The sequence below is a fragment of the Collinsella sp. CLA-JM-H32 genome (genome assembly GCF_040098165.1).
Taxonomy (GTDB): Bacteria; Actinomycetota; Coriobacteriia; order Coriobacteriales; family Coriobacteriaceae; genus Collinsella.
Genome location: NZ_JBBNMZ010000009.1, coordinates 1 through 23,658, shown reverse-complemented (window position 1 = coordinate 23,658; position 23,658 = coordinate 1). Strand labels below are relative to the sequence as shown.

General features: G+C 58.8%; 16 protein-coding genes and 1 pseudogene. 6 read left to right on the top strand and 11 right to left on the bottom strand.

What is annotated here, in order from left to right; genetic code table 11:
* Positions 1 to 80 precede the first annotated feature (80 nt).
* Together thrC and thrB are read left to right on the top strand one after the other, a co-directional pair.
* The gene (thrC, locus tag AAA021_RS06710; RefSeq protein ID WP_349088553.1) at positions 81 to 1,598 is read left to right on the top strand and encodes a threonine synthase; all 1,518 of its coding nucleotides are present in this window, start codon (positions 81 to 83) and stop codon (positions 1,596 to 1,598) included.
* Positions 1,599 to 1,801: 203 nt separating this feature from the next.
* On the top strand, positions 1,802 to 2,683 hold the full coding sequence (thrB, locus tag AAA021_RS06705) for a homoserine kinase (RefSeq protein ID WP_271747773.1): 882 nt from the start codon (positions 1,802 to 1,804) through the stop codon (positions 2,681 to 2,683).
* A gap of 258 nt (positions 2,684 to 2,941) precedes the next feature.
* Here the strand turns inward: thrB and yihA are convergent, their stop codons facing one another.
* From yihA to AAA021_RS06650, 11 genes and pseudogenes are all read right to left on the bottom strand, one after another.
* Positions 2,942 to 3,532 (bottom strand): ribosome biogenesis GTP-binding protein YihA/YsxC, encoded by a 591-nt coding sequence (yihA, locus tag AAA021_RS06700; protein ID WP_006234871.1) that lies wholly within the window; start codon positions 3,530 to 3,532, stop codon positions 2,942 to 2,944.
* Between the two features lie 39 nt (positions 3,533 to 3,571).
* The gene (gene mtnN / locus AAA021_RS06695; RefSeq protein ID WP_117766538.1) at positions 3,572 to 4,312 is read right to left on the bottom strand and encodes a 5'-methylthioadenosine/S-adenosylhomocysteine nucleosidase; all 741 of its coding nucleotides are present in this window, start codon (positions 4,310 to 4,312) and stop codon (positions 3,572 to 3,574) included.
* A 126-nt stretch (positions 4,313 to 4,438) separates the two neighbouring features.
* Positions 4,439 to 5,257: a pyruvate formate-lyase-activating protein gene (pflA, locus tag AAA021_RS06690; protein WP_117766536.1), complete on the bottom strand. Its 819-nt coding sequence runs from the start codon at positions 5,255 to 5,257 to the stop codon at positions 4,439 to 4,441.
* A gap of 174 nt (positions 5,258 to 5,431) precedes the next feature.
* Positions 5,432 to 6,286 carry a DegV family protein gene (locus tag AAA021_RS06685; RefSeq protein ID WP_349088551.1) on the bottom strand — a complete coding sequence of 285 codons (855 nt, stop codon included), beginning with the start codon at positions 6,284 to 6,286 and terminating at the stop codon, positions 5,432 to 5,434.
* A 275-nt stretch (positions 6,287 to 6,561) separates the two neighbouring features.
* Positions 6,562 to 8,004, bottom strand: a complete 1,443-nt coding sequence (locus tag AAA021_RS06680; protein ID WP_349088549.1) for a glycoside hydrolase family 32 protein — start codon at positions 8,002 to 8,004, stop codon at positions 6,562 to 6,564.
* A 101-nt stretch (positions 8,005 to 8,105) separates the two neighbouring features.
* A complete protein-coding gene (locus tag AAA021_RS06675) occupies positions 8,106 to 9,557 on the bottom strand; it encodes a PTS transporter subunit EIIC (protein ID WP_040358954.1) in 1,452 nt (483 codons plus the stop codon).
* Between the two features lie 45 nt (positions 9,558 to 9,602).
* Positions 9,603 to 10,985 (bottom strand): family 43 glycosylhydrolase, encoded by a 1,383-nt coding sequence (locus AAA021_RS06670; protein ID WP_117743236.1) that lies wholly within the window; start codon positions 10,983 to 10,985, stop codon positions 9,603 to 9,605.
* 184 nt (positions 10,986 to 11,169) lie between these two features.
* Complete coding sequence (locus tag AAA021_RS06665; protein WP_225093894.1) at positions 11,170 to 12,180, bottom strand: LacI family DNA-binding transcriptional regulator; 1,011 nt, start codon at positions 12,178 to 12,180, stop codon at positions 11,170 to 11,172.
* 311 nt (positions 12,181 to 12,491) lie between these two features.
* Positions 12,492 to 14,870 (bottom strand): annotated as a pseudogene (gene pflB / locus AAA021_RS06660) (formate C-acetyltransferase); the annotation flags it as partial.
* 466 nt (positions 14,871 to 15,336) lie between these two features.
* Positions 15,337 to 16,356, bottom strand: coding sequence for a 2-keto-3-deoxygluconate permease (locus AAA021_RS06655; RefSeq protein ID WP_349088546.1), 1,020 nt, complete (start codon positions 16,354 to 16,356; stop codon positions 15,337 to 15,339).
* Positions 16,357 to 16,464: 108 nt separating this feature from the next.
* Positions 16,465 to 17,214, bottom strand: a complete 750-nt coding sequence (locus AAA021_RS06650; protein ID WP_006234857.1) for an SDR family NAD(P)-dependent oxidoreductase — start codon at positions 17,212 to 17,214, stop codon at positions 16,465 to 16,467.
* A gap of 248 nt (positions 17,215 to 17,462) precedes the next feature.
* Between AAA021_RS06650 and AAA021_RS06645 the strand changes: the two genes are divergently transcribed.
* The 4 genes from AAA021_RS06645 (at position 17,463) to AAA021_RS06630 (ending at position 23,478) form a co-directional block, all read left to right on the top strand.
* Positions 17,463 to 17,912 (top strand): MarR family transcriptional regulator, encoded by a 450-nt coding sequence (locus AAA021_RS06645; RefSeq protein WP_349088544.1) that lies wholly within the window; start codon positions 17,463 to 17,465, stop codon positions 17,910 to 17,912.
* A complete protein-coding gene (locus tag AAA021_RS06640) occupies positions 17,909 to 20,275 on the top strand; it encodes an ABC transporter ATP-binding protein (RefSeq protein ID WP_349088542.1) in 2,367 nt (788 codons plus the stop codon). The genes AAA021_RS06645 and AAA021_RS06640 overlap by 4 nt, the downstream gene beginning before the upstream one ends.
* Positions 20,275 to 22,140 (top strand): ABC transporter ATP-binding protein, encoded by a 1,866-nt coding sequence (locus AAA021_RS06635; protein ID WP_349088540.1) that lies wholly within the window; start codon positions 20,275 to 20,277, stop codon positions 22,138 to 22,140. The genes AAA021_RS06640 and AAA021_RS06635 overlap by 1 nt, the downstream gene beginning before the upstream one ends.
* Positions 22,141 to 22,446: 306 nt before the next feature.
* Positions 22,447 to 23,478 carry a 3-deoxy-7-phosphoheptulonate synthase gene (locus AAA021_RS06630; RefSeq protein ID WP_022094323.1) on the top strand — a complete coding sequence of 344 codons (1,032 nt, stop codon included), beginning with the start codon at positions 22,447 to 22,449 and terminating at the stop codon, positions 23,476 to 23,478.
* Positions 23,479 to 23,658 lie beyond the last annotated feature (180 nt).

The following is a 23,658-nucleotide window of genomic DNA, read 5'->3' as shown; positions in this document are numbered from 1 at the left end:
AGCCTCTGCGAACCTATTTTGCGCGCTCTGATACCATGGTTTCACCGATTGGGACCAAGGCATCCGAGGAGCAGTGTTATATGGGAACTTATCATAGTACACGAGGACGCACTTTATCGTGCTCAAGTAAGGTGGCAATCCGTACCGGCATCGCTCCCGACGGGGGTTTGTTTGTCTCGGACGAGCTCGGCACCCAGCAGGTCGATATCAGCTCGCTTACAGATAAATCGTACTTTGAAATCGCTCAAGATGTGTTGGGAATGTTACTGAATGATTACACGGCCGAAGAAATTTCGGCGTGTGTCGACGAGGCATACCGCGGCACGTTCGCGAGTGAAGAGGTTACGCCGCTCGTCAAACTCGACGCTGCGCCGGGCGCTGACGCCCCTCAGACCTATGTGATGGAGCTCTTTGGCGGCCCCACGAGCGCCTTCAAGGACGTCGCCCTGCAGATGCTCCCCCGTCTGATGGCCCGCACTTCCGCCAAGGACGGCGGCGCCGAGCGCATCATGATCGTCACCGCCACGTCGGGCGACACGGGCAAGGCTGCGCTCGCCGGTTTTGCCGACGCTCCGGGCACGGGCATCACCGTCTTTTATCCCGAGGGCAAGGTTAGCCGCGTCCAGAACCTGCAGATGTCCACGCAGGAGGGCGACAACGTCGCCGTCTGCGGCATCCGCGGCAACTTTGACGACGCCCAGAGCGCCGTCAAGCGCATCTTTGCCGATAAGGAGCTTGCCGAGCGCCTGGAAGCCGCCGGCACGGTGCTTTCGAGCGCCAACTCTATCAATGTCGGCCGTCTGGTACCGCAGGTCGTCTACTACTTTGCCGCCTATGCGCAGCTGCTGCGCGCCGGCGCTATCGAGGCTGGCGACGCCGTAGAGTTCTGTGTGCCCACCGGCAACTTTGGCGATATCTTGGCCGGCTACTACGCCAAGCGCATGGGCCTGCCCGTCGCCAAGCTCATCGTCGCGAGCGACAAGAACAACGTGCTTGCCGACTTCCTGACCACCGGCGTCTACGACCGTAACCGCCCGTTCTTCACGACCATCTCGCCGTCGATGGACATCCTCATCAGCTCTAACCTGGAGCGCATGCTGTACTTCCTGTCCGATGGCGACTGCGAACTCGTTGCCGGCCTTATGGAGCAGTTGGCACAGACCGGTCGCTACGAGGTACCCGCCGAGCTGCTGGCCAAGATTCAGAGCGTCTTTGGCTGCGGCTGGGCCAGCGAGGACGAGGTCCGCGCTGCCATCAAGAGTTGCTGGGACGCCAACGGCTACGTGATCGACCCGCACACCGCTTGCGGCTATCACGTCTTTGAAAAGGTCGCTCCCGCCGAGGGCGCCAAGGCTCGCGTGCTGCTTTCGACCGCCAGCCCCTACAAGTTCCCGCGCGCCTGCTGCGACGCCCTGGGGCTTAACGTTCCCGAAGACGACTTTGAGGCCATGCGCGTGCTCGAGCAGGCAACCAACACGGTCGCCCCGGCACAGCTCGCCGAACTCGAGTCCAAACCCGTCCGCTTCGAAGACGTCTGCGACGTCGATGAGATGGCAAGCTACGTCGAGTCTGCAGCAAAAAAGATGGCTACCGACTAAACCCCTTATTAAGCGCCGGCGCAAGCCGGCGCACCTTCTTTTATCAGATACCCACCGGGATGATGACGAGCTGACATGCGGGTCTGGCCGTTTAGTTCGTCGCGAGTTCCGCACGAGCCGGAAAGCACTTAATGTGCTTTCCGAGCGAGCCAGGACTGCCCGAGCAGCGAACTAAACGGCCAGACCCGCCCAGGAGGACCCACATGATCAAAATCACCGTCCCAGCAACAAGCGCCAACTTGGGCATTGGATACGATACCCTCGGCATGGCCGTCAGCCTCTACTCGCACTTTACCTTTGAGTGCGCCGACAAGCTCACCATCACGGGCTGCCCCGAGGAGTTCCAAAACGAGAATAACCTGGTCTATGTAAGCTTTGTCGATGCTCTGGCCGCCTGGGGCGAGCCGGCTTTTCCCGTTGCCATCGACATTCAGACCGACGTGCCCGTCGCCCGCGGCCTGGGTTCCAGCTCCACCTGCGTCGTCGCCGGCATCATGGCTGCCGCCGCGTTGACGGGCCATACCGTCGACCGCGCCGAGCTCGTCCGCATCGCCACCGAGGTCGAGGGCCATCCCGATAACGTCGCCCCCGCTATCCTGGGCGGTGCCGTTTGCTCCTTTACGCCGACTGATTCGCTCCCCCAGTGCCTGCGCTACGAGGTGAGCGATCGCTTGCGTTTTATTACCGTGATTCCGCCCTACGAGGTGCATACGAGCGAGGCGCGCAAGGTTGTGCCGCAGGAGATTCCACTCTCCACCGCCGTATGGCAAATGGGCCGCATCGCCGGCATGACGCGCGGCCTGGAGACTGGCGACCTTGACCTGATTGCCGCCGCCAACGACGACCGCATCCAGGAGCCCTATCGTCGCCGTCTGATTCCCGACTACAACGCTGTGCGCGACACCTGCCTTAACGGCGGTGCCAAGACCATCTGGATCAGCGGTTCGGGCTCGACCCTTATGGCTGTGACCGACGATACCATCGTGGCAAAGTTCCTGCAGGTCAAGCTGCGCGAGCAGTTCCCTAAGTGTGATACGCATATTCTGACGTGCGACACGGAAGGCGCTCAAATCGAGTACCTGTAGACATCCTCCTCATATACCTGTCCGGGACGGTCGGGATGTTCCCTCAAAATCGTCCTCGCGCATGAAGGCCCCTTGTCCTGCTCCTGCGGAGCGACGGACAAGGGGCCTTCGCGCTGCGGAATGATTTTGAGGGAACATCCCGACCGTCCCTGCGCCCACCTTGCTGAGGATGTCTACAGGGACCCACGCTTTGAAGGGGCTCCGGGCTGATAGTTTTGTTTTTTATTGATAGGGGCTCTTGCTAGGCTGGAGCCCTGACTAGAGGCAGGCCTCGGCGATGCGCTTTTTTAGTTCGTCGATGCCGGTGCCGGTTTGGGAGCTTGTGATGATTACGTTTTCGGCCGGGACGTTGAGCTGCTTTTTGATGGCTGCTGCTTGGCGGGCCTGCTGGGTGCGGCTGAGTTTGTCGGCCTTGGTGAGGCAGACGATAAAGTTGAACTCGTTGCCCTGCAGGTAGTCGATCATGTCATGGTCGAGTTTACTGGGGTCGTGACGAATGTCCACCAGTGAGACGACCAAGTTAAAGCTGCGCTCGGAGTCGAAAAAGTCGCCGATAAGCTCGGCCCAGCGGTCGCGCTCGGCCTTGGAGCGACGGGCGAAACCGTAACCCGGCAGGTCCACGAAATGCACGTCATCGGCCTCAAAAAAGTTGATGTTGCTCGTCTTGCCCGGCGTGCTCGAAACCTTGACCAGGTTCTTGCGGCCAAAGAGTTTGTTCATGATGGAGGACTTGCCCACGTTCGAGCGGCCGACGAAGCTCACCTCGGGACAGGTTGACTCGGGAATCTGCGAAACCTTGCCGTAGCTGGCGACGAACTTGGCAAGCTGGTAGTTAATTGAATCGGCCATGGACACTCCTTGGTCGTAGGTTCTTACAAAACGGGCGTGCTATTGCGCGGCGGCGATACGACGAACGATGTCAAGCGTGATGCCGCTCGCGGTGCGAGCGTACTCGTCCAGATCGAACTCGCGCTCGCAAAACGCGTCATATGCCTCGTCACAATTATCGCTGATAGCGCGCAGTACCAGGCAATCGACACCATTCTTGGCCGCGATGTGCGCAATTGCCGCGCCCTCCATCTCGACGCAATCGGCATGCGTGGCCTCAATCGCAGCGTTACGCATGGCGTCACCCGTAACAAAGCGATCACCCGTGGCGATAGTGCCACACAGGAACTGCTTGGGGTCCTTCTCCGCAGAAGTCTCATCCGCCGAGGCATCCACAAATCCATGCTCGGCAAGCACGGCGGCGGCAACATCAGCCAACGCCGGTGTCGAGACAAACTCCTCGAGCCCCGGCGCGGACTCGGCGATGAGTGCCGTATCGGTATCCAGATAGCGCAGGCACTTGCCTATAACCACGTCGTTAATATGGAGTTTAGGGTTTAGGCCGCCCGCAATGCCCGAAAACACAACGGCCTGCGGGGCGTATTTGCTGATGAGATGCTGCGTTGCGGCAGCGGCGTTCACGGTCCCCATGCCTGCCGTCGTGGCGACTACTGTCAGACCCGAAAGCCCACCGTTCACAACGGTCAAGCCCGCCTCCTGCGACTCATGCGTGCCACTCAGCTCTTCCTTAATCTGCGCAACCTCTTTTTCGAGTGCGCCTATGATCGCGATGGTTGCCATGCCATCCCCCAAATCCGTGCAAATTGCTTATCCACGGTATGGTACCAGCATTTTGGCTCAACCGTGTCAGCACCAAGCCGTTAGGCCAGTACAGCTCGGGTATCATAAAGGGGCAAAAATGGCTTGTTAGCCGATGGCCGACCTGAGCTCCGCACGGCGCTTTTTCATACCGGCCATAACGGCATTGCGCAGCTCGGGCATGCGCGCGGTATCCATCTGAGGTACGCCCTCAAGCTTATAGGGAATGCCCAGTTGCTCGTACTTGACGACACCCATCGTGTGATACGGCAGCATTTCCAGGCCCACCACGTTGTGCCATGGAGCGATGAGGCGACCGAGCTTCTCGCACTCCTCCACCGTGTCGGTAATGCCCGGCACCACCACGTGGCGGATAACGACCTTGATCTTGCGACGTGCAAGTTCATCGCCGAACGCCAAGATGCGTGCGGGATCGCAACCGGTCAGCTTTTTATGCTCGACCGGGTCGGCATGCTTAATATCGAGCAGTACCATGTCGGTCTCGTTGAGCACGGCATCGAACTTCTCGGGGTGGTTGGGGTCAAATGCATAGCCACAGCTATCTAGGCAGGTATGTACACGGCCATCGGGGTTGTTATGCATAGCACGAAACAGATCGGCCAAAAACTCGGGCTGCAGGAGCGGCTCGCCGCCGGACACCGTAATGCCACCGCTGCGATAGAACTCGTGGTTACTCTGGAACTCATCCATCAGGTGTTCGACGGTCACCATGGTGCCGCCGTTGACCGACCAGGTATCGGGATTGTGGCAATACGCGCAGCGCATGGGACAGCCCTGAACAAACACCACAAAGCGGATGCCGGGTCCGTCGACCGTTCCCATCGTCTCGATCGAATGCACGCGGCCAAGGGCAAACGCAGAGTCCTCGGGACGAGCGTCCACACCCTCAAGCGTCATTTCTGCCATTCGCGCTACCTTGCCTCTCCTTGGATGCAACCAATTAAAATGCCAGAGTCATTCTAGCCCATGCGTTTGCGTTTAAACGTCTCGGACTAGAACGGCACGTTTTAATCTATCCCCCATCACCATGGCTGGGGGCTACGTCGAGATGTCAGGCTGAAGAACGCTCGCCTGCGGCCTTTACGCCTTAAGCGTGAGCACCGCACCGAAGGCGGTCGGGCCGCAATGGCTCGAGATGACGCCGCCGACCTGAGTCCAGGTAACGTCCTTAAAGCCCAGATCGTGCGCATAGACTTCCATGTCGTCGCGCAGCTCCTGGGAAAGGCCTACCGAATACGCCAGGCCAATGTGTGAGTAGTCGATCTCGCCCTTCGCAACCATGTGGTCAATAAAGGCGCGGGCGCACTTGAGCATAGAGCCGCGGAACTTCTTGGTTGCCACGAACTTGCCGCCCGTCACCTCAATGCAGGGCTTAATCTTGAGCAGATGGGCGCCTAGGAACGCGACGTTGGACAAACGACCGCCTGCCTTAAGGAAGGCAAGGTCGGTAGGAACAAAGCCCAGCAGCACACGGTCCATGACGGAATTCGTAAAAGCAAAGATCTCGTCGACGGTGGCATCGGGGTGAGCCTCGATGTATTTGGCAGTCTCGACGACAACGAGCGACTGGCCCACCGAGACAAAACGCGTGTCCATGGAGTAGACGTAGTCGCGACCCTTGGCGGCGATCTTCGATGATTGATGGGAGCAGGTCGTTGCCTCGGAATACGCGAGATGCAGAATAGTCGCGTCGGGCTGCTCGGCATGGATACGGTCATATACGTGCGCAAAATCTGCCGGCGCACAGCCGCTGGTCTTGGGCATCACACCAAACTCGTTGCAGCGCGAGTAAATCTCAAGCGGATCGATGGAGCCGTCCTCGACGGTCTCGTCACCAATCGTGACATGCATGGGCACGCGCACGATGCCGTAGCGCTCGCAAAGCTCCGGCGTCACATCCGACCCAGACTCAACCACGATTACGTACTTGCCCATTATTATCACGACCCATCTCAACATTGGCTTTTCAATACATGGCACGCGCCGCCGCACTGTTGCACAACGGCGTCCAAGCGCCAAAGAGACGCCGCCCCTTGCACACAACAAAGGACAGCGTCTCCCTGGAAAACTCCGTGCATCCTGAGATTCTACACGGTTTATTAAGGAGTGTTACTTATTCCGCAAACGGTCGCTATACGCGATAAACGGTAGCTGGCCGCGGTAACTGCGACACATTCCGCCCAGCAAGTCCAATCGTACTCCATGCACGGTTAATGCACGAGGCGGTAGAAATTCATCGATACCGCACCCTCGGCGTGCAGCTCCATCGCCGGAACCGCCGGCGAATAGGTCCGGCTCGTAAGTGCTGCCTCGCCGCCATTTGCAAAAATCTCGACCATCGTAGTGTCCGAAAGCACGCGCAGGTCGCGAAGCTCGCTGAGCTCGATCGACCTCCGGTCGCGCCCATAGCCTTCGTCACCCATGTCGAGGGTAAGCATCCCGTCTGCATAGCGCACAAAGACACCCTTGCGGATTTCGAGCTCGATCACCTGGGCGCCCTCACAGGAAACCACAAGATCAAACAGGCGGCCCGGCTCCTCAACGGTTTCACCGCCTGTCGCGCGAACGCAGTCGCCGCGCATCCCCTCAATCTCGTGCGCCGGCTGCTGACAGAGCTTACCATCGCGCATGTTCAGCTCTCTCGGCACCGTCAACGCGCACTGCCACCCGCGTGCCACCGTCGGGCTTTCTGCCGTCGCATCGGGGCATCCCGACCATCCGATCATCAAACGCCGACCCGCAGCATCCTCAAAGGACTGCGGTGCGTAGAAATCAAAGCCGGCATCGACCATCGGGGGCATGCCCTGCCCGGTGATCTTAAAACTCGGCGCCTCCCAATCGGCCTCGATGGGAAACCACACGCACTGGTGCGGATTGCGGTAACGCCAACCATCGGCGGACACACCCTGCGGACAGCAAACGAGAATAAGCTCACCATCGAGCTCAAACAGATCGGGGCACTCCCACATAAAGCCAAACTTCTCGCCCAACTCAATGCGCGTCGCATAGCTCCAGTCCTCTAGATCGCTCGAGGTATAGACAAGCACGCAGCCGCGGTCGTCTTTCGTACGAGCGCCCAGAACCATGTAGTAGATACCATCGTGTTCAAGGATCTTGGGGTCGCGTACGTGCGTACCGATATCGTCGGGGTAATCGACCGGCCCAACAGCCACACGCTTCTTGCCCAATTCGTCGGGATTCTCGGCAACCATATGAATTTGGTTTTGCTCACGGCCCGTCAACACGTAGTCGTAATCATCGCGGTCAAAATGCTTGACGTTGCCGGTATAGAAGTAGTGAATCTTGCCGTCGTGTACAAAGGCAGAACCAGAATACGCTCCGCTCGAATCCAAATCGGAATCGGGGAACAGCACAGGGCCGCAATTCTCGTACGTCACAAAATCCTTTGTTGTCAGATGATTCCAAAGCACTGGACCGCCATGCGCAGCATCGAATGGATCGTATTGGTGATAGATGTGATACGTATCACCAATCTGCACCAAACCGTTGGGGTCGTTGAGCCAGCCAAGCTCAGGCTCCACATGGAACAGGAGCCTATCGGGGTCGGACGCGATGCGACCCGCCGTCTCATCCTGTCCGGCACGCCACTGCTCATAGTCCGCGCGTGTCACCTTATTTTTTTGATTAAACATCGCCGTTGACTTTCTCGTCTATGGGGAAGGACGCTCGACTCACACGAGTCGAACGCCCTTCCCCAAATGGACTTATCCTCAGATTACGCTGAACGGCTCAACTAGAAGCTGACATCAAAGCCAGCACCAGCGCCCTCTTCATCAGTGGTCGGCACGCCCTTTGCCTTGTTGTAGGCAAAGATCAAGACGATCGGCACGATAAAGGCGATGAGATTGCCAGCCACATACCACACGAGCGTCTCGGGCGTGACGATGAGCAGGCCAAGCACGCCGGTCAGACCCTGACCGATGGCGCGCACCTCAAAGAGCTTCACGAAGGCACCGCCGCAGCCTGCACCGATGCAAGCGCAGATGAACGGGATGATCGAGTAGCGCATGTTTGCAGCAAAGATTGCGGGCTCGGAGATACCGACCAGCGTCGGGATAAAGGACGACATGCAGATGTTGCGCTCTTTGGAATGCTTCTTGTGAATGAGGTACATGCCGATGGCGCCGCCGCCCTGGGCGATGATGGAAACCGACCAGATGGCCTGGATGTAGTTGAAGCCAGTCGTGGCGACGAGGTTTGCCTCGATACCCTGGATGAACTGATGCGTACCGGTAACGACGAGCGGCTGCAGGAATGCGGCAAAGACAAAGGCACCGAAGACGCCCATCCTGTTGTACAGGATATCGATTACACCGGCGAGGACGTCGCCGATCAGGTTGCCGAGCGGGCCGAACACGGTGAACAGGGCGACGTTAGCAAGAATCAGGGTAACGGTCGGGACAAAGACGAACGAGACGACCTCGGGGATGTACTTCTGGGCAATCTTTTCGACCTTGGCCATAAACCAGGCAGTCAGGATTGCAGGGAACACGCCGCCCTGGAAAGCAACCATGGGGATGGAGAGCGGACCAAAGTTCCAGTACTCAGCACCCGTCGGATCCATAACGAACGTGTTTCGGTTCATAAGGCTCGGGTGAACCATGACGATACCGACGAGGATGCCCAGAATCGGGTTACCGCCAAAACGCTTCACCGCGCTGTACATAACCAGGACAGGCAGGTAGTCAAACGTGGTGGCGATAATGGCAAAGAAGCTTGCGAGGTTCTTGAGGAACTCGCTGTGGTCGGCAAGGCTGCCCTCCATGCCAAAGAGGCCGTTGGCAACGATCAGCGACTTAAGGCCGATGATGATAGCAGCGCCGACGAAAGCGGGAATGATGGGGATAAAGATATCCGAGAATACCTTGAGGACCGAGAAGAACTTGCCCTTCTTGTCCGCCTCGGCGCCCTTGACCTCGGAAGCGCTGATCTCCTTAACGCCCGTCAGAGCCATAAACTCATCGTAGACCTTGTTGACGGTACCGGTACCGAAGATGATCATGAGCTGGCCGCTGTTGTACAGCACGCCCTTGACGCCATCGATGTTCTCGAGCTCGGCCTTGTTGTACTTGCTCGTATCCTTGAGCACCAGACGCAGACGCGTAACGCAATGCGTGGCGCCCTCGATGTTCTCCAGACCGCCGACGTTATCGACGACTTGCTGAGACACTACTTTGTAGTCCATGTTCCTCTCCATTCCCTTACGAAATCATAAAACGTTTTGATGCCATTACAGAGACGCGATCGTTGCATTTGCGCACTTGAGCGTACCGTCGGTGACCGTCAGTGCCACACCCTGGCCCTGCTTATTGCAGAAGCGCGCGTTAAGCGCAACATCATCGACAAAGATGGTCGCGATATCGTCGTCAACGACCAGGCGCACATGATGAGTGCCCTCGCCCTTAAAGAACAACGGACGCTCGAGGCCCATGTTGTTGACCTGGAACCACGGATACTGGGGGGCCGCCGTAAACTCGAGCTTGCCCTCACGCAGGTTGGCGCGGAACTCATAGGCAAGACCGGACTCGGCGTCCTCGGCAAGCTTCACCGAGAAGCCGGCAGCGTCACCGGCGAGCTCGATGTCGGCATCGAGCATATAGGTGGAACCGGCATCCGCGGCGAGCACCTGCTCGACCTTGCCCGACTCGCAGGAAAGCTCAAAGGCCTCGACTGCCTTAGCCTCGCCAAAGGCGCCAAGCATGCTGTCGGGGAGCTTGGTGCCGAGCGTTCCGTCAGCACGCTGAACGATCTCGAGAGGCATAAAGGTGCCACCCCACAGGTAAGAGCTGGGGTCACCGCCCTCGTCACGCGTAGGAACCCAACCAAAGAGAACGCGGCGCTCGCCATCAAATGCGGTACGTGCGGCATAGTACGCGCGGCCATCGAAGGAATCGTCCGCAGGAGTGATCCAAGGACCGTTGATAGAGCGAGACATGCGGTAACGGGTCTTGTTGCCATCACTGTACTCGGAGAACACCAGATACCACCAGTCGCCCATCTTAAAGAGATCAGGCATCTCGAACATGGTGTACAGGCCCGGATTCCACCAGTCGCCCTGGAACTCCCAGGTATCCAGGTCCTTGGAGGTGAACTTGACCAGACGACCGGTCATCAGACGCTTGTCCTCGCCCACACGCGTGCCGAGGATGAGCATGTACTCTTCGTTCTCCTCATCCCAAAGCACAAAGGGATCGCGCCAGTTGCGGTCATCGTAACCCTCCTGGGGCGGAAGCAGCGTCTCGGCGATGTTCTTCTCCCACTTGACGGCGTCGTCACTCGTTGCGTGAAGAAGAACCTGCTTCATCAAGCGTGCCTTGACCTTATCGCGATTGCAACCAGTGTAGAGCGCATGGTACTTGTCGCCCACCTTAAACACCGTGCCGGCATAAACATACTGGTCGACTTCCTCGTCGCCGCCACGCTCAAGGCTCTCGCCAAAGTCTTTGTAATTGACGAAGTCCTTGGTTGTCGCGAGTGCCCAGCCAAACGGCTCTCCGAAAGGTCCGGGGTTTCGCGTGTCACGCTGATGATAGAGATAGAACGTGCCGTCCTCGCCGTACGGCATGATGTCGCCTACCCAAATTCCCTCAGGCTGGTAATACACCTTGTGCATCCGAGACTTCCTTTCTCACGAGATACTAACTCGGTACAACTGCAAGATATGTCAATCGTTTTCATATGTCAAACGTTTTCACACCAATACGTCTTTTCGCAGTTCCAGTCGTCGGCAAACGGTTGACATATGCCGGCGAACGGTCATCAGAGGTGTTTGAGGAATTCTTTTGGCACGGGATGAACTACGCGGTTTTACCCTCAATGAGTTCAACGGGGAGCTTGATATTCGATTCGGGCTTTTCGCCGTTAATAAGAGCAATGATGGATTGCGCCGCGAGCTCTCCGATGCGATCGATATCTTGGCGTACGGTTGTTAAGTCAGGCATAAACGTCATAGTGCGGCGGGCACCATCCGCGCCCACGACCTTAATATCGCCCGGAGCGCTCAAGCCGCGCTGCTTCATCACGTTAAGACAGATAGCCGCCATCGTGTCGTCTCCCGCAAAGATGCCGTCAATATCGGGGTTCTCATCGAGGATCTTCGCAACGACCGCGCTCTTTTCGTCGTCGGGCTTAACGAACTCAACCTCACGGACAAGCGCGGGCAAACCGGCCTGCTCAACAACATCGAGGTAGGCATCGGTACGCTTATTGGCAGGCATGCGCATGCGGCTATTGCTGCGCAGGCACAGGATGCGTGAACATCCGTCATCGATCAGGCGACGCGTGGCAAGTTCGCCGATGCTATAGCTGTCGCTCGCAATCTGAACAGAGGCTTCGCCAAGGTCGCAGTCGATACCAACCAGACTCAAGCCCATCTCGGCATACGCCTCGGCACCGATATTAAGCGAGTTGACGATGACGCCATCAACCATATTGCGTCGAAGCATGTCGATATAAGAGCGCTCAAGCTCGGGTCGATTGGCGCTATTGCACAGCAGCATCTTAAAACCGTTTTCGGCCAGGGTATGCTCAATGACTTGAACCACTTGGGCATGAAACGGACTGCTGACATAGGGGACGATCATACCGATAAGATTCAGGCGACCGTTGAGCATGGCACGGGCGATATCGTTGGGCGTATAGTTGATGCGCTTCATCGCGGCATGGACCTTATCGCGGGTCTCTTGGCTAATATAGCCACGATTATTAAGCACACGAGATACCGTAGTAGGCGAAACCCCCGCCACCGCCGCAACTTCCTTGATGCCAGGCTTAGCCGTATCCTTAGAACGAGCACTCTCGCGAGCCATAGCACCCTCCCCCATCAACATGTCATACGTTTACATACGAACAAAGCATACCCCAACAAGAGCGGGAAGACGGTAACAGTACAAGTAAGTAAACGACTCATCCAAATAATTAGGAGAGTTCCGCCTAACGGGTGACTACACAGGACCCCACATGGCCGGTTTTGGGTTATTTCCCAAAACATCCCGCAGGACGCAAAGAGGCTCCGCCGCGCAACGCGCGCAGCGGAGCCTCTTTGCATGTCCGAGGACGTTTTGGAAAGTAACCCAAAGCGGCCCGGCGATCCTGCAGGAGTTAAACCCCTTTAGAACTTGTCGTGGAAGGTACGCGCAATGACCTCGTCCTGCTGCTCCTTGGTGAGCGTGTGGAAGTTCACGGCATAGCCGGAAACGCGGATGGTCAGCTGCGGGTACTTCTCGGGGTGAGCCTGAGCGTCGAGCAGCGTCTCACGGTTGAAGACGTTGATGTTCAGGTGGTGGCCACCCTTCTCGGCATAAGCGTCGAGCATGTGGACCAGGTTATCGGCCTGGGTCTCGGAAACTTCAGAAACCTTCATAATGTGTCTCCTTCGATTAATAAGCGCCGGCCGAAACCGGCGCGCTATCAGTAATCGTTATTGTTAGTATAGCACTAACAATAGTTACTCGCCCAGCTGATCAAGGTCGATATCGCCAAAGAACACCTGGTCCTCCTTGCCGAGCGCACTCGGGATGATGGAGAAGGTGTTGGAGATGCCGTCCTGAGCATCGCGGAACGGGAGCTTGGAAACCGAAGACAGCGAAGCGATGGCGCCATGGCTATCGCGCTTGTGCATGGGGTTAGCACCCGGGGCGAACGGCTGGCCAGCCTTGCGGCCGTCGGGCGTGGAGCCGGTCTTCTTACCGTACACGACGTTGGAGGTAATGGTCAGAACCGAGGTCGTGGGCACGGAGTTGCGGTAGGTGTCGTTCATGCGGATGTACTCCATGAACTGGTGCACAACGTCGTGAGCGATCTGGTCGACGCGGTCGTCGTCGTTACCGTACTTGGGGAACTCGCCCTCGGTCTCGAAGTCGACGATGATGCCGTTCTCATCACGGACGGGGTGGACCTTGGCGTACTTGATGGCGGACAGGGAGTCAGCCACGACGGAAAGGCCAGCGATGCCCGTAGCGAACCAGCGGTGCACGTGCTTGTCGTGCAGGGCCATCTGGATGCGCTCGTAGCAGTACTTGTCGTGCATGTAGTGAATGATGTTCAGCGAGTTGACGTACACGCCAGCGAGCCACTTCATCATGTCGTTGTACTTGGCCACAACGTCGTCGTAATCGAGCGTATCGCCCTCGACGGCACGATACTTGGGGCCGACCTGCTTCTTGGAGACCTCGTCAACACCGCCGTTGAGTGCGTACAGCAGGCACTTGGCCAGGTTGGCGCGGGCGCCGAAGAACTGCATCTCTTTGCCGATGCGCATGGAGGACACGCAGCAGGCGATGCCGTAGTCGTCGCCATGGTAAACGCGCATGAGGTCGTCGTTCTCGTACTGGATCGAGGAGCTGGCGACAGAAGTCTTGGCGCAGAACTTCTTGAAGTTCTCGGGCAGACGGGTCGACCACAGAACGGTCATGTTGGGCTCGGGGCTGGTGCCCATGTTCTCGAGCGTGTGCAGGTAGCGATAGCTCATCTTGGTAACGAGCGTACGGCCGTCGACACCCATGCCGCCGATGGACTCGGTGACCCACTGCGGGTCGCCGGTAAACAGGGCCTGGTACTCGGGGGTACGGGCAAACTTGACCATGCGGAGCTTCATGATGAAGTGATCCACGAACTCCTGGATCTGCTCCTCGGTGAAGGTACCGTTGGCAAGGTCGCGCTCAGCGTAGATGTCGATGAACGTAGAGGTACGGCCGATGGACATAGCGGCGCCGTTCTGCTCCTTAACGGCAGCGAGGTAGGCGAAGTACATCCACTGGATGGCCTCCTGCGTGTTGGTAGCAGGGTTAGAAATGTCGAAACCATAGGTCTCGGCCATCATCTTGAGCTCGCCGAGGGCGCGGATCTGCTCCTGCAGCTCCTCGCGATCGCGGATGTTGTCGGCGGTCATGACCGTCGGGGTAGAAGCCTTCTGGGCCTCCTTGTCCTTGATCAGGTAGTCGACGCCGTACAGGGCAACACGACGGTAGTCGCCGATGATGCGGCCGCGGCCATAGCCATCGGGCAGACCGGTGATGATGTGAGCCGAGCGGCAAGCGCGCATCTCGGGGGTGTAGACATCGAAGACGCCAGCGTTGTGGGTCTTGCGCTCGAAGGTGTAGCGCTCGACAACGTTCTCATCGACCTTATAGCCGTGCTGGCTGGCAGCCTGGCAAGCGATGCGGATACCGCCGTTGACGTGCAGCGCGCGCTTGAGCGGCTTGTCGGTCTGGAGGCCGACGATGGTCTCCTTCTCGCGGTGGGCGTTATCGATGTAGCCAGCGGGGTGGCTCACGATACCCGTGACGGTCTTGGTGTCCATATCGAGGACACCGCCCTGCTCGCGCTCCTTAAGCAGCAGGTCGAGAACCTCGCCCCACAGCTCCTTGGTACGCTCAGTCGGGCCGGCGAGGAACGACTCGTCGCCCTCGTAGGGGGTGTAGTTCTTCTGGATGAAGTCTCGGACGTCAACCTCTCCCGTCCAAATGCCTTCCTTGAAGCCTTCCCATGCCTCCTGCATTGTGTAACCACGCTCCTAGTTACGTGTAATGCGGCGCTCTCTCACACCGCTGCTTATTGAATTCTTGAATGTTCGGCTTGCACTACCGGCTTCTTCCGTTCTTCACCACACATTGGTGCAGGGAAAACGTTTGTCCACCTTGGAACTACAACCCAAAACCCAAGATTTCACCCGTTTGAGAAGGATAACATAGCGACCCTCTCCATCTGGGCTGTTATATGTTTCTTTTTTTATATCATAAGGACGTTTTTTACAAACCCGCAGGAAATGCGAGTGCAAACAACTACCGTTCACCGATTTGTATGTTATTTTTCCTTGCCTTTGTACGACGTTCGCTCTAGCTGTTATGCCAGCTTTAGCAGGGTAAAGTGTCTCAGAGACCCTACAGAAACTGCAGGGCGGCCACGGGATCCCCCGTGGCCGCCCTGTGGCGTAGCTAGTTTTTAGCTTTGATTGCCGCTTGGCATTAGGCGGCTGCGGCGGCCTTGTCGGTCGTTGCCTTGCTATTGCCGTTGCCCTGGCCCTCAAAATGCTTGTAGCACCAGCTGGTGACCAGCGGGGTCAAAATAGCCGTAACGATTGCGCAGGCAGCAACCTGTGCCGTAGCCGTCGCGAGCACCGCACCGCCGTACATGGCCCCGTTGACGCTTGCCATGGCAGCAGGCGTGGCCACATTGGCTCCGGCGCAGCTCGAAATGGCCGCACCTGCGACACCCGTACCGCCCGTGAGCTTATCGACCGCGATAACGGGAATTGCAAAGACCACCGAACAGATCACGCCGAGCAGAATACCGGGGAGACCGCCATTAATGAGCTGGCCAAAGGTCATGGTCGAGCCCATGGCAAAGAAGACGAGCACGATGATGGCGGAAAGTGCCGGTGCCATCATCTTCTTAAAGCTGGGGAACAGGTTACCCAGAATAATGCCGACGACGATCGGCAGAATGGCACCCACGAGCGACCAGCCGATCGGGGCCTGGCCGGCAACGCCGAGCACGATCATCGTGACCGGAGGGCCGACAACCAGCGTGGTGATGGCGACAGCGCCACGCTCAGCCTCGTTGCCCATGGTACCCATCAGCCCAGCGTACATAGCGTTGTTGGCGCCGGTGCAAGCCGCCAGCATCACCATGGCAGAGATGCCAAACAAGTTGTCGTTGAACACATAAAGGATGAGCAGCGACATGGCAACGACCACGATCTGCTTGACGGCGATGATGATGGCGCCGCGGGCAGCGGCGGCAGGAGCGCTCTTAAACGAAATCGTCGTACCGACGATGAGCAAAAAAGCGCCCACGAGCGGGCCAGCGCCCTGCTGGGTCATGCCAAGCGTAAAGCTGCCGAGCGTTTTGAACAGGTCGGGGAATAGCGTGTTGAGCAGACAGCCCAACAGAAGCGGCACCAAGATATTGGCGCCCGGGATGGAGGACATCTTAAAGAACGGCTCCTTTGCCGCCGGCGCCTCCACCGCAGCCGATTCACTCATATATATCTCCTTTGGATGCATGCGAATCGTAGCCGCATGCGCCTATATCAGAAAGAAGGCGACGGTCCCGAGTCGCAGGAGCCGTCGCCGAATAATCGTCGCGGAGTATTACCCGTCCAGAACGATGCCACCGTCGCAGTCACCGATCTCGCCGTTCACGAAGCTGGCGAGGTCGGAAGCGAAGAACAGCACCATCTGCGCAGGCTCGCTGGCCTGGGCGGCGCGGCCCAGAGGGATACCGTTGATGATGCGCTGAGAGTTCTCGTCAGAGAGAATCGAAGTCATATCGGTAAGGGTAAGTGACGGGCACACGGCGTTACAGCGGACGCCAAACTTGCCGCCTTCCTTGGCGACTGCCTTGGTCAGGCCGTTGACACCGGCCTTAGAGCTCGCGTAGGCCGCGGTGCCGAGCAGGCCGCCACCGATCTTGCCAGCGACAGAGCTCACGTTGACGATAGTGCCGGCATGGGCCGCCTTAAAGTGCGGGTACACGGCGTTCATCATAGTGAAGGTACCGTTGAGGTTGATGTCGATGGTGCGACGCCACTCGGTGTCATCGATCTCGTCGAACTTCTTGGTGCTGATGACGCCAGCGCAGTTGATCAGGATGTTGGTTTGCGGCAGGTCCGTAAAAATCTGCTCGACGGTCTCGCGCGCCTTGGGTGCATCGGCGACATCGAGCTGATAGAACTTGTTGCCCTCGCCAAGCTCGGCCACCGCGGCCTCGCCCTTAGCAGCGTTCCTTGCGATGAGCGCGACGTGTCCGCCGCCCGCAACGATGCCCTTGGCAATCTCGAGGCCAATGCCCTGAGTGCCGCCGGTAACGATCGCGGTTTTGCCCGTGAAGTCAAATGCCATGACTCCAACCCCCTTGATTCAGGTGTCTCCTTGCGGGAAGTTGGAGCATCGCACGTGGCGATAAATGAGTCCCAGTCGTCATGGTGGTGACAACCCCTCGCCTAACCGCGGGCATAATAGTTCTTTGAAACGCTTCAGCGATTGAATTTTTTACTCTTTATGCGCTCTTTATATTGCCCACTGCATGAGACCCGAATACGCGGGTATCATCTTTCACCGAAAATAGTTTCTAGTGTTAGGGGTTTTCGGTGGAAGATACCGATTTCCGTGAACTTGGGCGTCAGCTCCTTACCGAGTTCGGCAGCATGCATCAGCGCATTTCGCGCTTTGCGGACAAAGCCCTCGGCGGCGAGATGGCCGTCATGCGCGCCCTCATGCTCGCTGGCGGTTCGCTCACGCCGAGCGAACTCGCCGATCGCGCCTGGGTCTCGAGCGCCCGCATCGCCAATATCCTACGCGCTCTCGAAGCCAAGGGCTGGGTCGAGCGCGAGCACTCAAAGACCGACCGTCGTCGCGTACACGTCACGGTGACCGACAAGGGATTCCAGGATCTCAAAATCAAACGACGGGAATTCGAGGAGCGCACCGCGGCCTTCCTCGAGCAGCTCGGCGAAACAGATACCCAAGAGATGGTGCGCCTTCTAAGACGTGCCAACGAAATTATCGACCGCAATCAAGAAAGGAGAGATGCCGAGTGAGGATTCTCAAGCTCTTTAAAAAGCACGTCCTGGCACTGTTCACAGCTATCGTACTTATCGTAATCAGCTGCAACGCCGATCTGGCGCTGCCTACCTATATGAGCGACATCGTCGACGTGGGCGTGCAGCAAGGCGGCATCGCCTCGCCCGTGCCCGACACCATTCACGCCGAATCGCTCGACGACCTCGAACTCTTCATGAGCGCCAAGGACGCCAAGGCTGTGGAGGCCGTGTTTAGCAAGGCTGACAAAAACGGCATTCGAACGTACAAGGGCACCGAGGAAGAGCGTGCCGATGGAGGCAAAATTACCGACATTATGAGCCTGCCCGAAACCGTCGTCCTTTCGCTCAACCAGGGCATCGACGCCGACTCCATGGGAGACATGACCGGCACGTCCAGCGAGAAAGACAGCGACGCCGCTCAGGCCATGCCCACGCCCGAGCAAATGGCAGCGATGACGCCCGAGCAGCTCGCCGAGATGCAGCAGAAGGCCGCAGCGGCGCAGAATATGCAAAAGCAGATCGACGCCGACGGCGGCAAGATCACCATGAAGAGCCTGCGCCTGGGTGTCGAGGGCGGTCTGGTAGACCAAAGCAAGCTCGTCGAGGGCGCCAACGATATGGCGGACAAAATGGGCTCCATGTCGGGCTCCATCGTCACTCAGCGCGCCGTGAGCTATGTACAGGACGAGTACAAGGCGCAAGGCATCGACCCCGCCGACGTGCAGAACGCCTACCTGGGCCGCATGGCGACCACGATGTTTGGTCTGTGTCTGGTGTCGCTGGTCGCCACCATCCTGACCGGCGCCGTGGCTTCGCGCACCGCCTGCTCCATCGCCCGCGACCTGCGCCGCGAGACCTTCAACAAGGTTATGCACTTCTCGCCAGCCGAGGTGGGCAAGTTTAGCCAGGCCTCGCTCATCACCCGCTGCACCAACGACATTCAGCAGATTCAGATGGCCGCAACCCTGTTTATCCGCATGTGCCTGATGGCCCCCGTCATGGGCATCGTCGCCGTCATGCGCGTCCTGGCCAACCACACCGGCCTGGAGTGGACCATCGCCGTGGCCATCATCGCGGTATCGGCCGTCGTCGGCGTGCTTATGGGCCTCACCATGCCCAAATTCAAAAAGATGCAGAGCTTTGTGGACCGCGTGAACCTTACCGCCCGCGAGCTGCTCGACGGCCTTATGCCTATCCGCTCGTTCAACCGCGAGGAGCATGAGCTCGAACGTTTTGACAAGGCTTCGCTCGACCTGATGACCACGCAGCTCTACACCAACCGAGCCATGAGCTTTATGATGCCGCTCATGATGCTGGTCATGAATTGCATCACCGTGCTTATCGTCTGGTTTGGCGCGCAGGGCGTGTCCGACGGCGTAATGCAGGTCGGCAACATGATGGCGTTCATCTCCTACACCATGCAAATCGTCATGGCGTTTATGATCCTCACCATGGTTTCGGTCATCCTGCCCCGCGCCGAGGTCGCAGCCGAGCGCGTGGAAGAGGTCATCACCTGCCCCACGAGCATCAACGACCCCACCTCGCCCAAACTGCCCGCTGCCAGCGCGCCGCGCGGCGAGCTCACCTTCCGTGACGTGAGTTTCCAGTATCCCGATGCCCGCGCCGACGTCATTAGCGGTGTAAACTTCACCACGCACGCCGGCCAGATGCTCGGCATCATTGGCTCCACGGGCTCGGGCAAGTCCACGCTTGTGCAGCTCATCCCGCGCCTGTACGACGTCACGGGCGGCAGCATTTCGCTCGACGGCATCGACGTGCGCGACATGACCCTTTCCGAGCTGCGCCGCCGCATCGGTTATATTCCGCAGCAGGGTCGTCTGTTCTCGGGTACCGTCGAGAGCAACCTCAAGTTTGCCGGCGACATGGTGAGTGACGAGGATATGCGCCAGGCAGCACGCGTCGCCCAGGCGGAGGACTTTATCGCCGAGCGCGAGGACGGGTACGACTCCCCCATCAGCCAGGGCGGCTCCAATGTTTCGGGTGGTCAGCGCCAGCGTCTGGCCATCGCCCGCGCGTTGGCCAAAAAGCCCGAGGTCGTGGTGTTCGATGACTCGTTTAGTGCCCTCGACTACAAGACCGACGCGCGCCTACGCGAGGAGCTGGCCAAAAACGTTACCGACGCCGCACTCGTGGTCGTGGCCCAGCGCATCGCGACCATCATGCACGCCGACCAGATCATCGTGCTCGACGACGGCCACGTAGTGGGCACCGGGACGCACGAGGAGCTGCTGCACAGCTGCCCGGCGTACCTGGAGATCGCACAGTCGCAGCTTTCCGCCGAAGAGCTGGGGCTTACCCAAGAAGAAATTGCAGCCGTCACGGAAGGAGGCGAGCGCTAATGGCAGACGAGACCAAGACTCAGATTCCCAAGCCCACCCGCCAGCGTGGTCCCATGGGCCGCATGGGCCGCATGGGCGGCATGCGTCGCGGCGAAAAGGCCAAGGACTTTAAGGGCACCATGAGGCAGCTGCTCGGCTATATCGGCCAGCACAAGATTGCCGTGTTTGCCGCCGTCGCCTTTGCCGTGTGCTCGGTCATCTTTAACATTGTGGGGCCCAAAGTACTTGGCCAGGTTACGACCAAGCTGTTCGAGGGACTGGTTGCCAAGGTAAACGGTACCGGCGACGTTGACTTTGTCTGGATTGCCAAGACGCTCGGCTTTTTGCTCTGCCTGTATCTGGCAAGCTCTGTCTGCAGCCTCATCCAAGGCTGGCTCATGACCGGCGTCACGCAAAAGATTTGTTACCGTATGCGCAAGGAGATCGCCGCCAAGATTGCCGTCGTGCCGATGAGCTACTTCAACGGCCACAGCAAGGGCGACGTGCTCAGCCGCATCACCAACGACGTCGATACGCTCGGCCAGTCGCTCAACCAGAGCGTGACGCAACTTATCACGTCGGTGACGCAGATTATCGGCGTGCTCGTCATGATGCTGTCGATCAGCCTGCCGCTCACCGGCGTCACCGTGCTCACGCTGCCGGCCGCCGCGATTATCTTGATGGTGATGATTCACTTCTCGCAGCCGTACTTCCGCGAGCAGCAGCAGGTCCTGGGCACCGTCAACGGCATTATCGAGGAAGACTTTGCCGGCCAGAACGTCATTCAGGTGTTCGACCGCGCCGAGGCCTCGATCGAGGAGTTCGACCGTCAAAACGACCGCCTCTTTATTAGTGGCTGGCGCTCGCAGTTCCTGTCGGGCCTGATGATGCCGCTTATGAGCCTGGTGGGCAACATGGGCTACGTGGGCGTCGTCGTGGTGGGCGCGCAGCTCGCGCTGACCGGCAATGCCACGCCCGGCGACATCCAGAGCTTTATCCAGTACGTTCGCAACTTTACGCAACCCGTGCAGCAGCTGGGCAACGTAAGCAACACGATGCAGTCGATGGCCGCCGCCACCGAGCGCGTCTTTGAGTTCCTGGCCGCGCCCGAGGAAGAGCAGAAGGCCGACGCGCAGATTCCCGAGAAGCGCCCCGGCCACGTGGAGTTTGACCATGTCAAGTTTGGCTACACGCCCGACAAGACCATCATCCACGACTTTAGCTGCGAGGCACAGCCCGGCCAAACCATCGCCATCGTCGGCCCCACCGGCGCCGGCAAGACCACGCTCGTCAAGCTGCTGCAGCGCTTTTACGACGTGGACGGCGGTTCGCTGCGCGTCGAGGGCATCGACGTGCGCGACTGGGATCGCGCGGCACTGCGCGGCGAGTTTGCCATGGTGCTGCAGGATACCTGGCTGTTTAACGGCACCATCCGCGAGAACATCCGCTACGGACGCCCCGATGCGAGCGATGCCGAGGTCGAGGCCGCCGCTCGTGCTGCGCGCTGCGACCACTTTATCCATACGCTCGCCGGCGGCTACGACTTTATGATCAACGAGGAGGGTACCAACCTCTCGCAGGGTCAGCGCCAGCTCGTGACCATCGCCCGCGCCATTTTGGCCGACCGTCCGGCGCTGATTTTGGACGAGGCGACTTCCAACGTGGACACCCGCACCGAGGAGCTTATTCAGCGCGCCATGGATGCGCTGATGCAGGGCCGTACCAGCTTTGTTATCGCGCACCGCCTGTCCACGATCCGCAACGCCGACGTGATCTTGGTAATTCGCGACGGCGATATCGTCGAGAAGGGCACGCACGACGAGTTGCTCGCCCAGGGCGGCTTCTACGCCGATCTGTACAACTCGCAGTTCGACGAGGCGGCGTAAATTCTGCCGCGGGGAACGAATAACGCCCGAGAACGGGGGCGCAGGACAACCTGCGCCCCCGTATTTTGTTCTGCGGCCTCGAACCGCCTCCCCTGGAACTCGATCGACGGCCTCTCCCAAGCCACGTGACATCATTCCATTCTGGGGCCCGTCAACGTTTGCCCAGATAAAACCTGCCAAAATAAACCTGTCCCTTTTTGGTAGGTTTCGGGGTGGCAAGGGCTTGCACTTTAGCGTGCGACAGCGGATAATGCCGAGCATTCGAGAATACGCTTATTGCTCTTTCTATAGATTGAGGAGGCCCCTATGGCCATGGAATTCAAACGCAGGCTGCCGATCCCCATGGAGATCCGCGAGGAAATGCCACTTTCTGCCGAGCTTACCGCCAAAAAGCAGGCATTTGACGCCGAGGTCGCCAAAGTCTTTACCGGCGAGGACGCACGTAAGGTGCTCATCATCGGCCCGTGCTCTGCCGACCGCGAGGATTCGGTGCTCGAGTATATGAACCGACTGGCCAAGACCGCCGAAGAGGTCAAGGACAAGCTCATCATCATTCCGCGCGTCTACACCAACAAGCCGCGCACCAAGGGCACCGGCTACAAGGGCCTGCTGCACAACCCCAACCCCGAGGCTCCCGACGACCTGCTCGAGGGCGTCAAGGCCATCCGCCATATGCACCTGCGCGTTATTGAGGAAACGGGTTTCTTCACCGCCGACGAGATGCTCTATCCGTCCAACTACCAATACCTCGTTGACCTGCTGAGCTATGTCGCCGTGGGCGCACGCTCGGTAGAGAACCAGGAGCACCGTCTGGTGTCGAGCGGCATTTCGGTACCCGTCGGCATGAAGAATCCCACTGCCGGCTCTACCACCGTTATGCTCAACTCAATTTACGCCGCCCAGGCGCACCAGAGCTTCATCTTCCGCAACTGGGAGGTCGAGTGCGACGGCAACCCGCTCGCACACGCCGTTATGCGTGGCTACATCGGTCTCGATGGGCGCACCTACCCCAACTACCACTACGAGCACCTGGAGCGCCTGGCCGAGCGCTATACCGAGCACGCCGGCTACGCCAACCCGGCGGCGGTCATCGACTGCAACCACGACAACTCGGGCAAGCGCCCGCTGGAGCAGTACCGCATTTGCAAGGAGGTGCTCGACAGCTGCCGCCGTAACGAGTCCATCTCTAAGCTGGTCAAGGGCTTTATGATCGAGTCCTACCTGGAGGACGGCAACCAGCCGGTCGACGGCGGCGTCTTTGGCAAGTCGATCACCGACCCGTGCCTGGGCTGGGAAAAGACCGACTACCTCATCCACGAGATCGCGGAACGGGTGTAGGTTACGGCGTTTTACCAAACGCCGTAACGGCTCGACGCTGCAAACCCGCAAGGGCGGCAATCTGCCTTTCAACTTCGGCGGCATGACCAGAAGGTCAATGCCGCCTCGTTTTAAGGCACCTTGCTCGCTCTGGCGGGCTTTCGCTCATATGACCCAATCCGCTGTCAAGAGCCACAATGG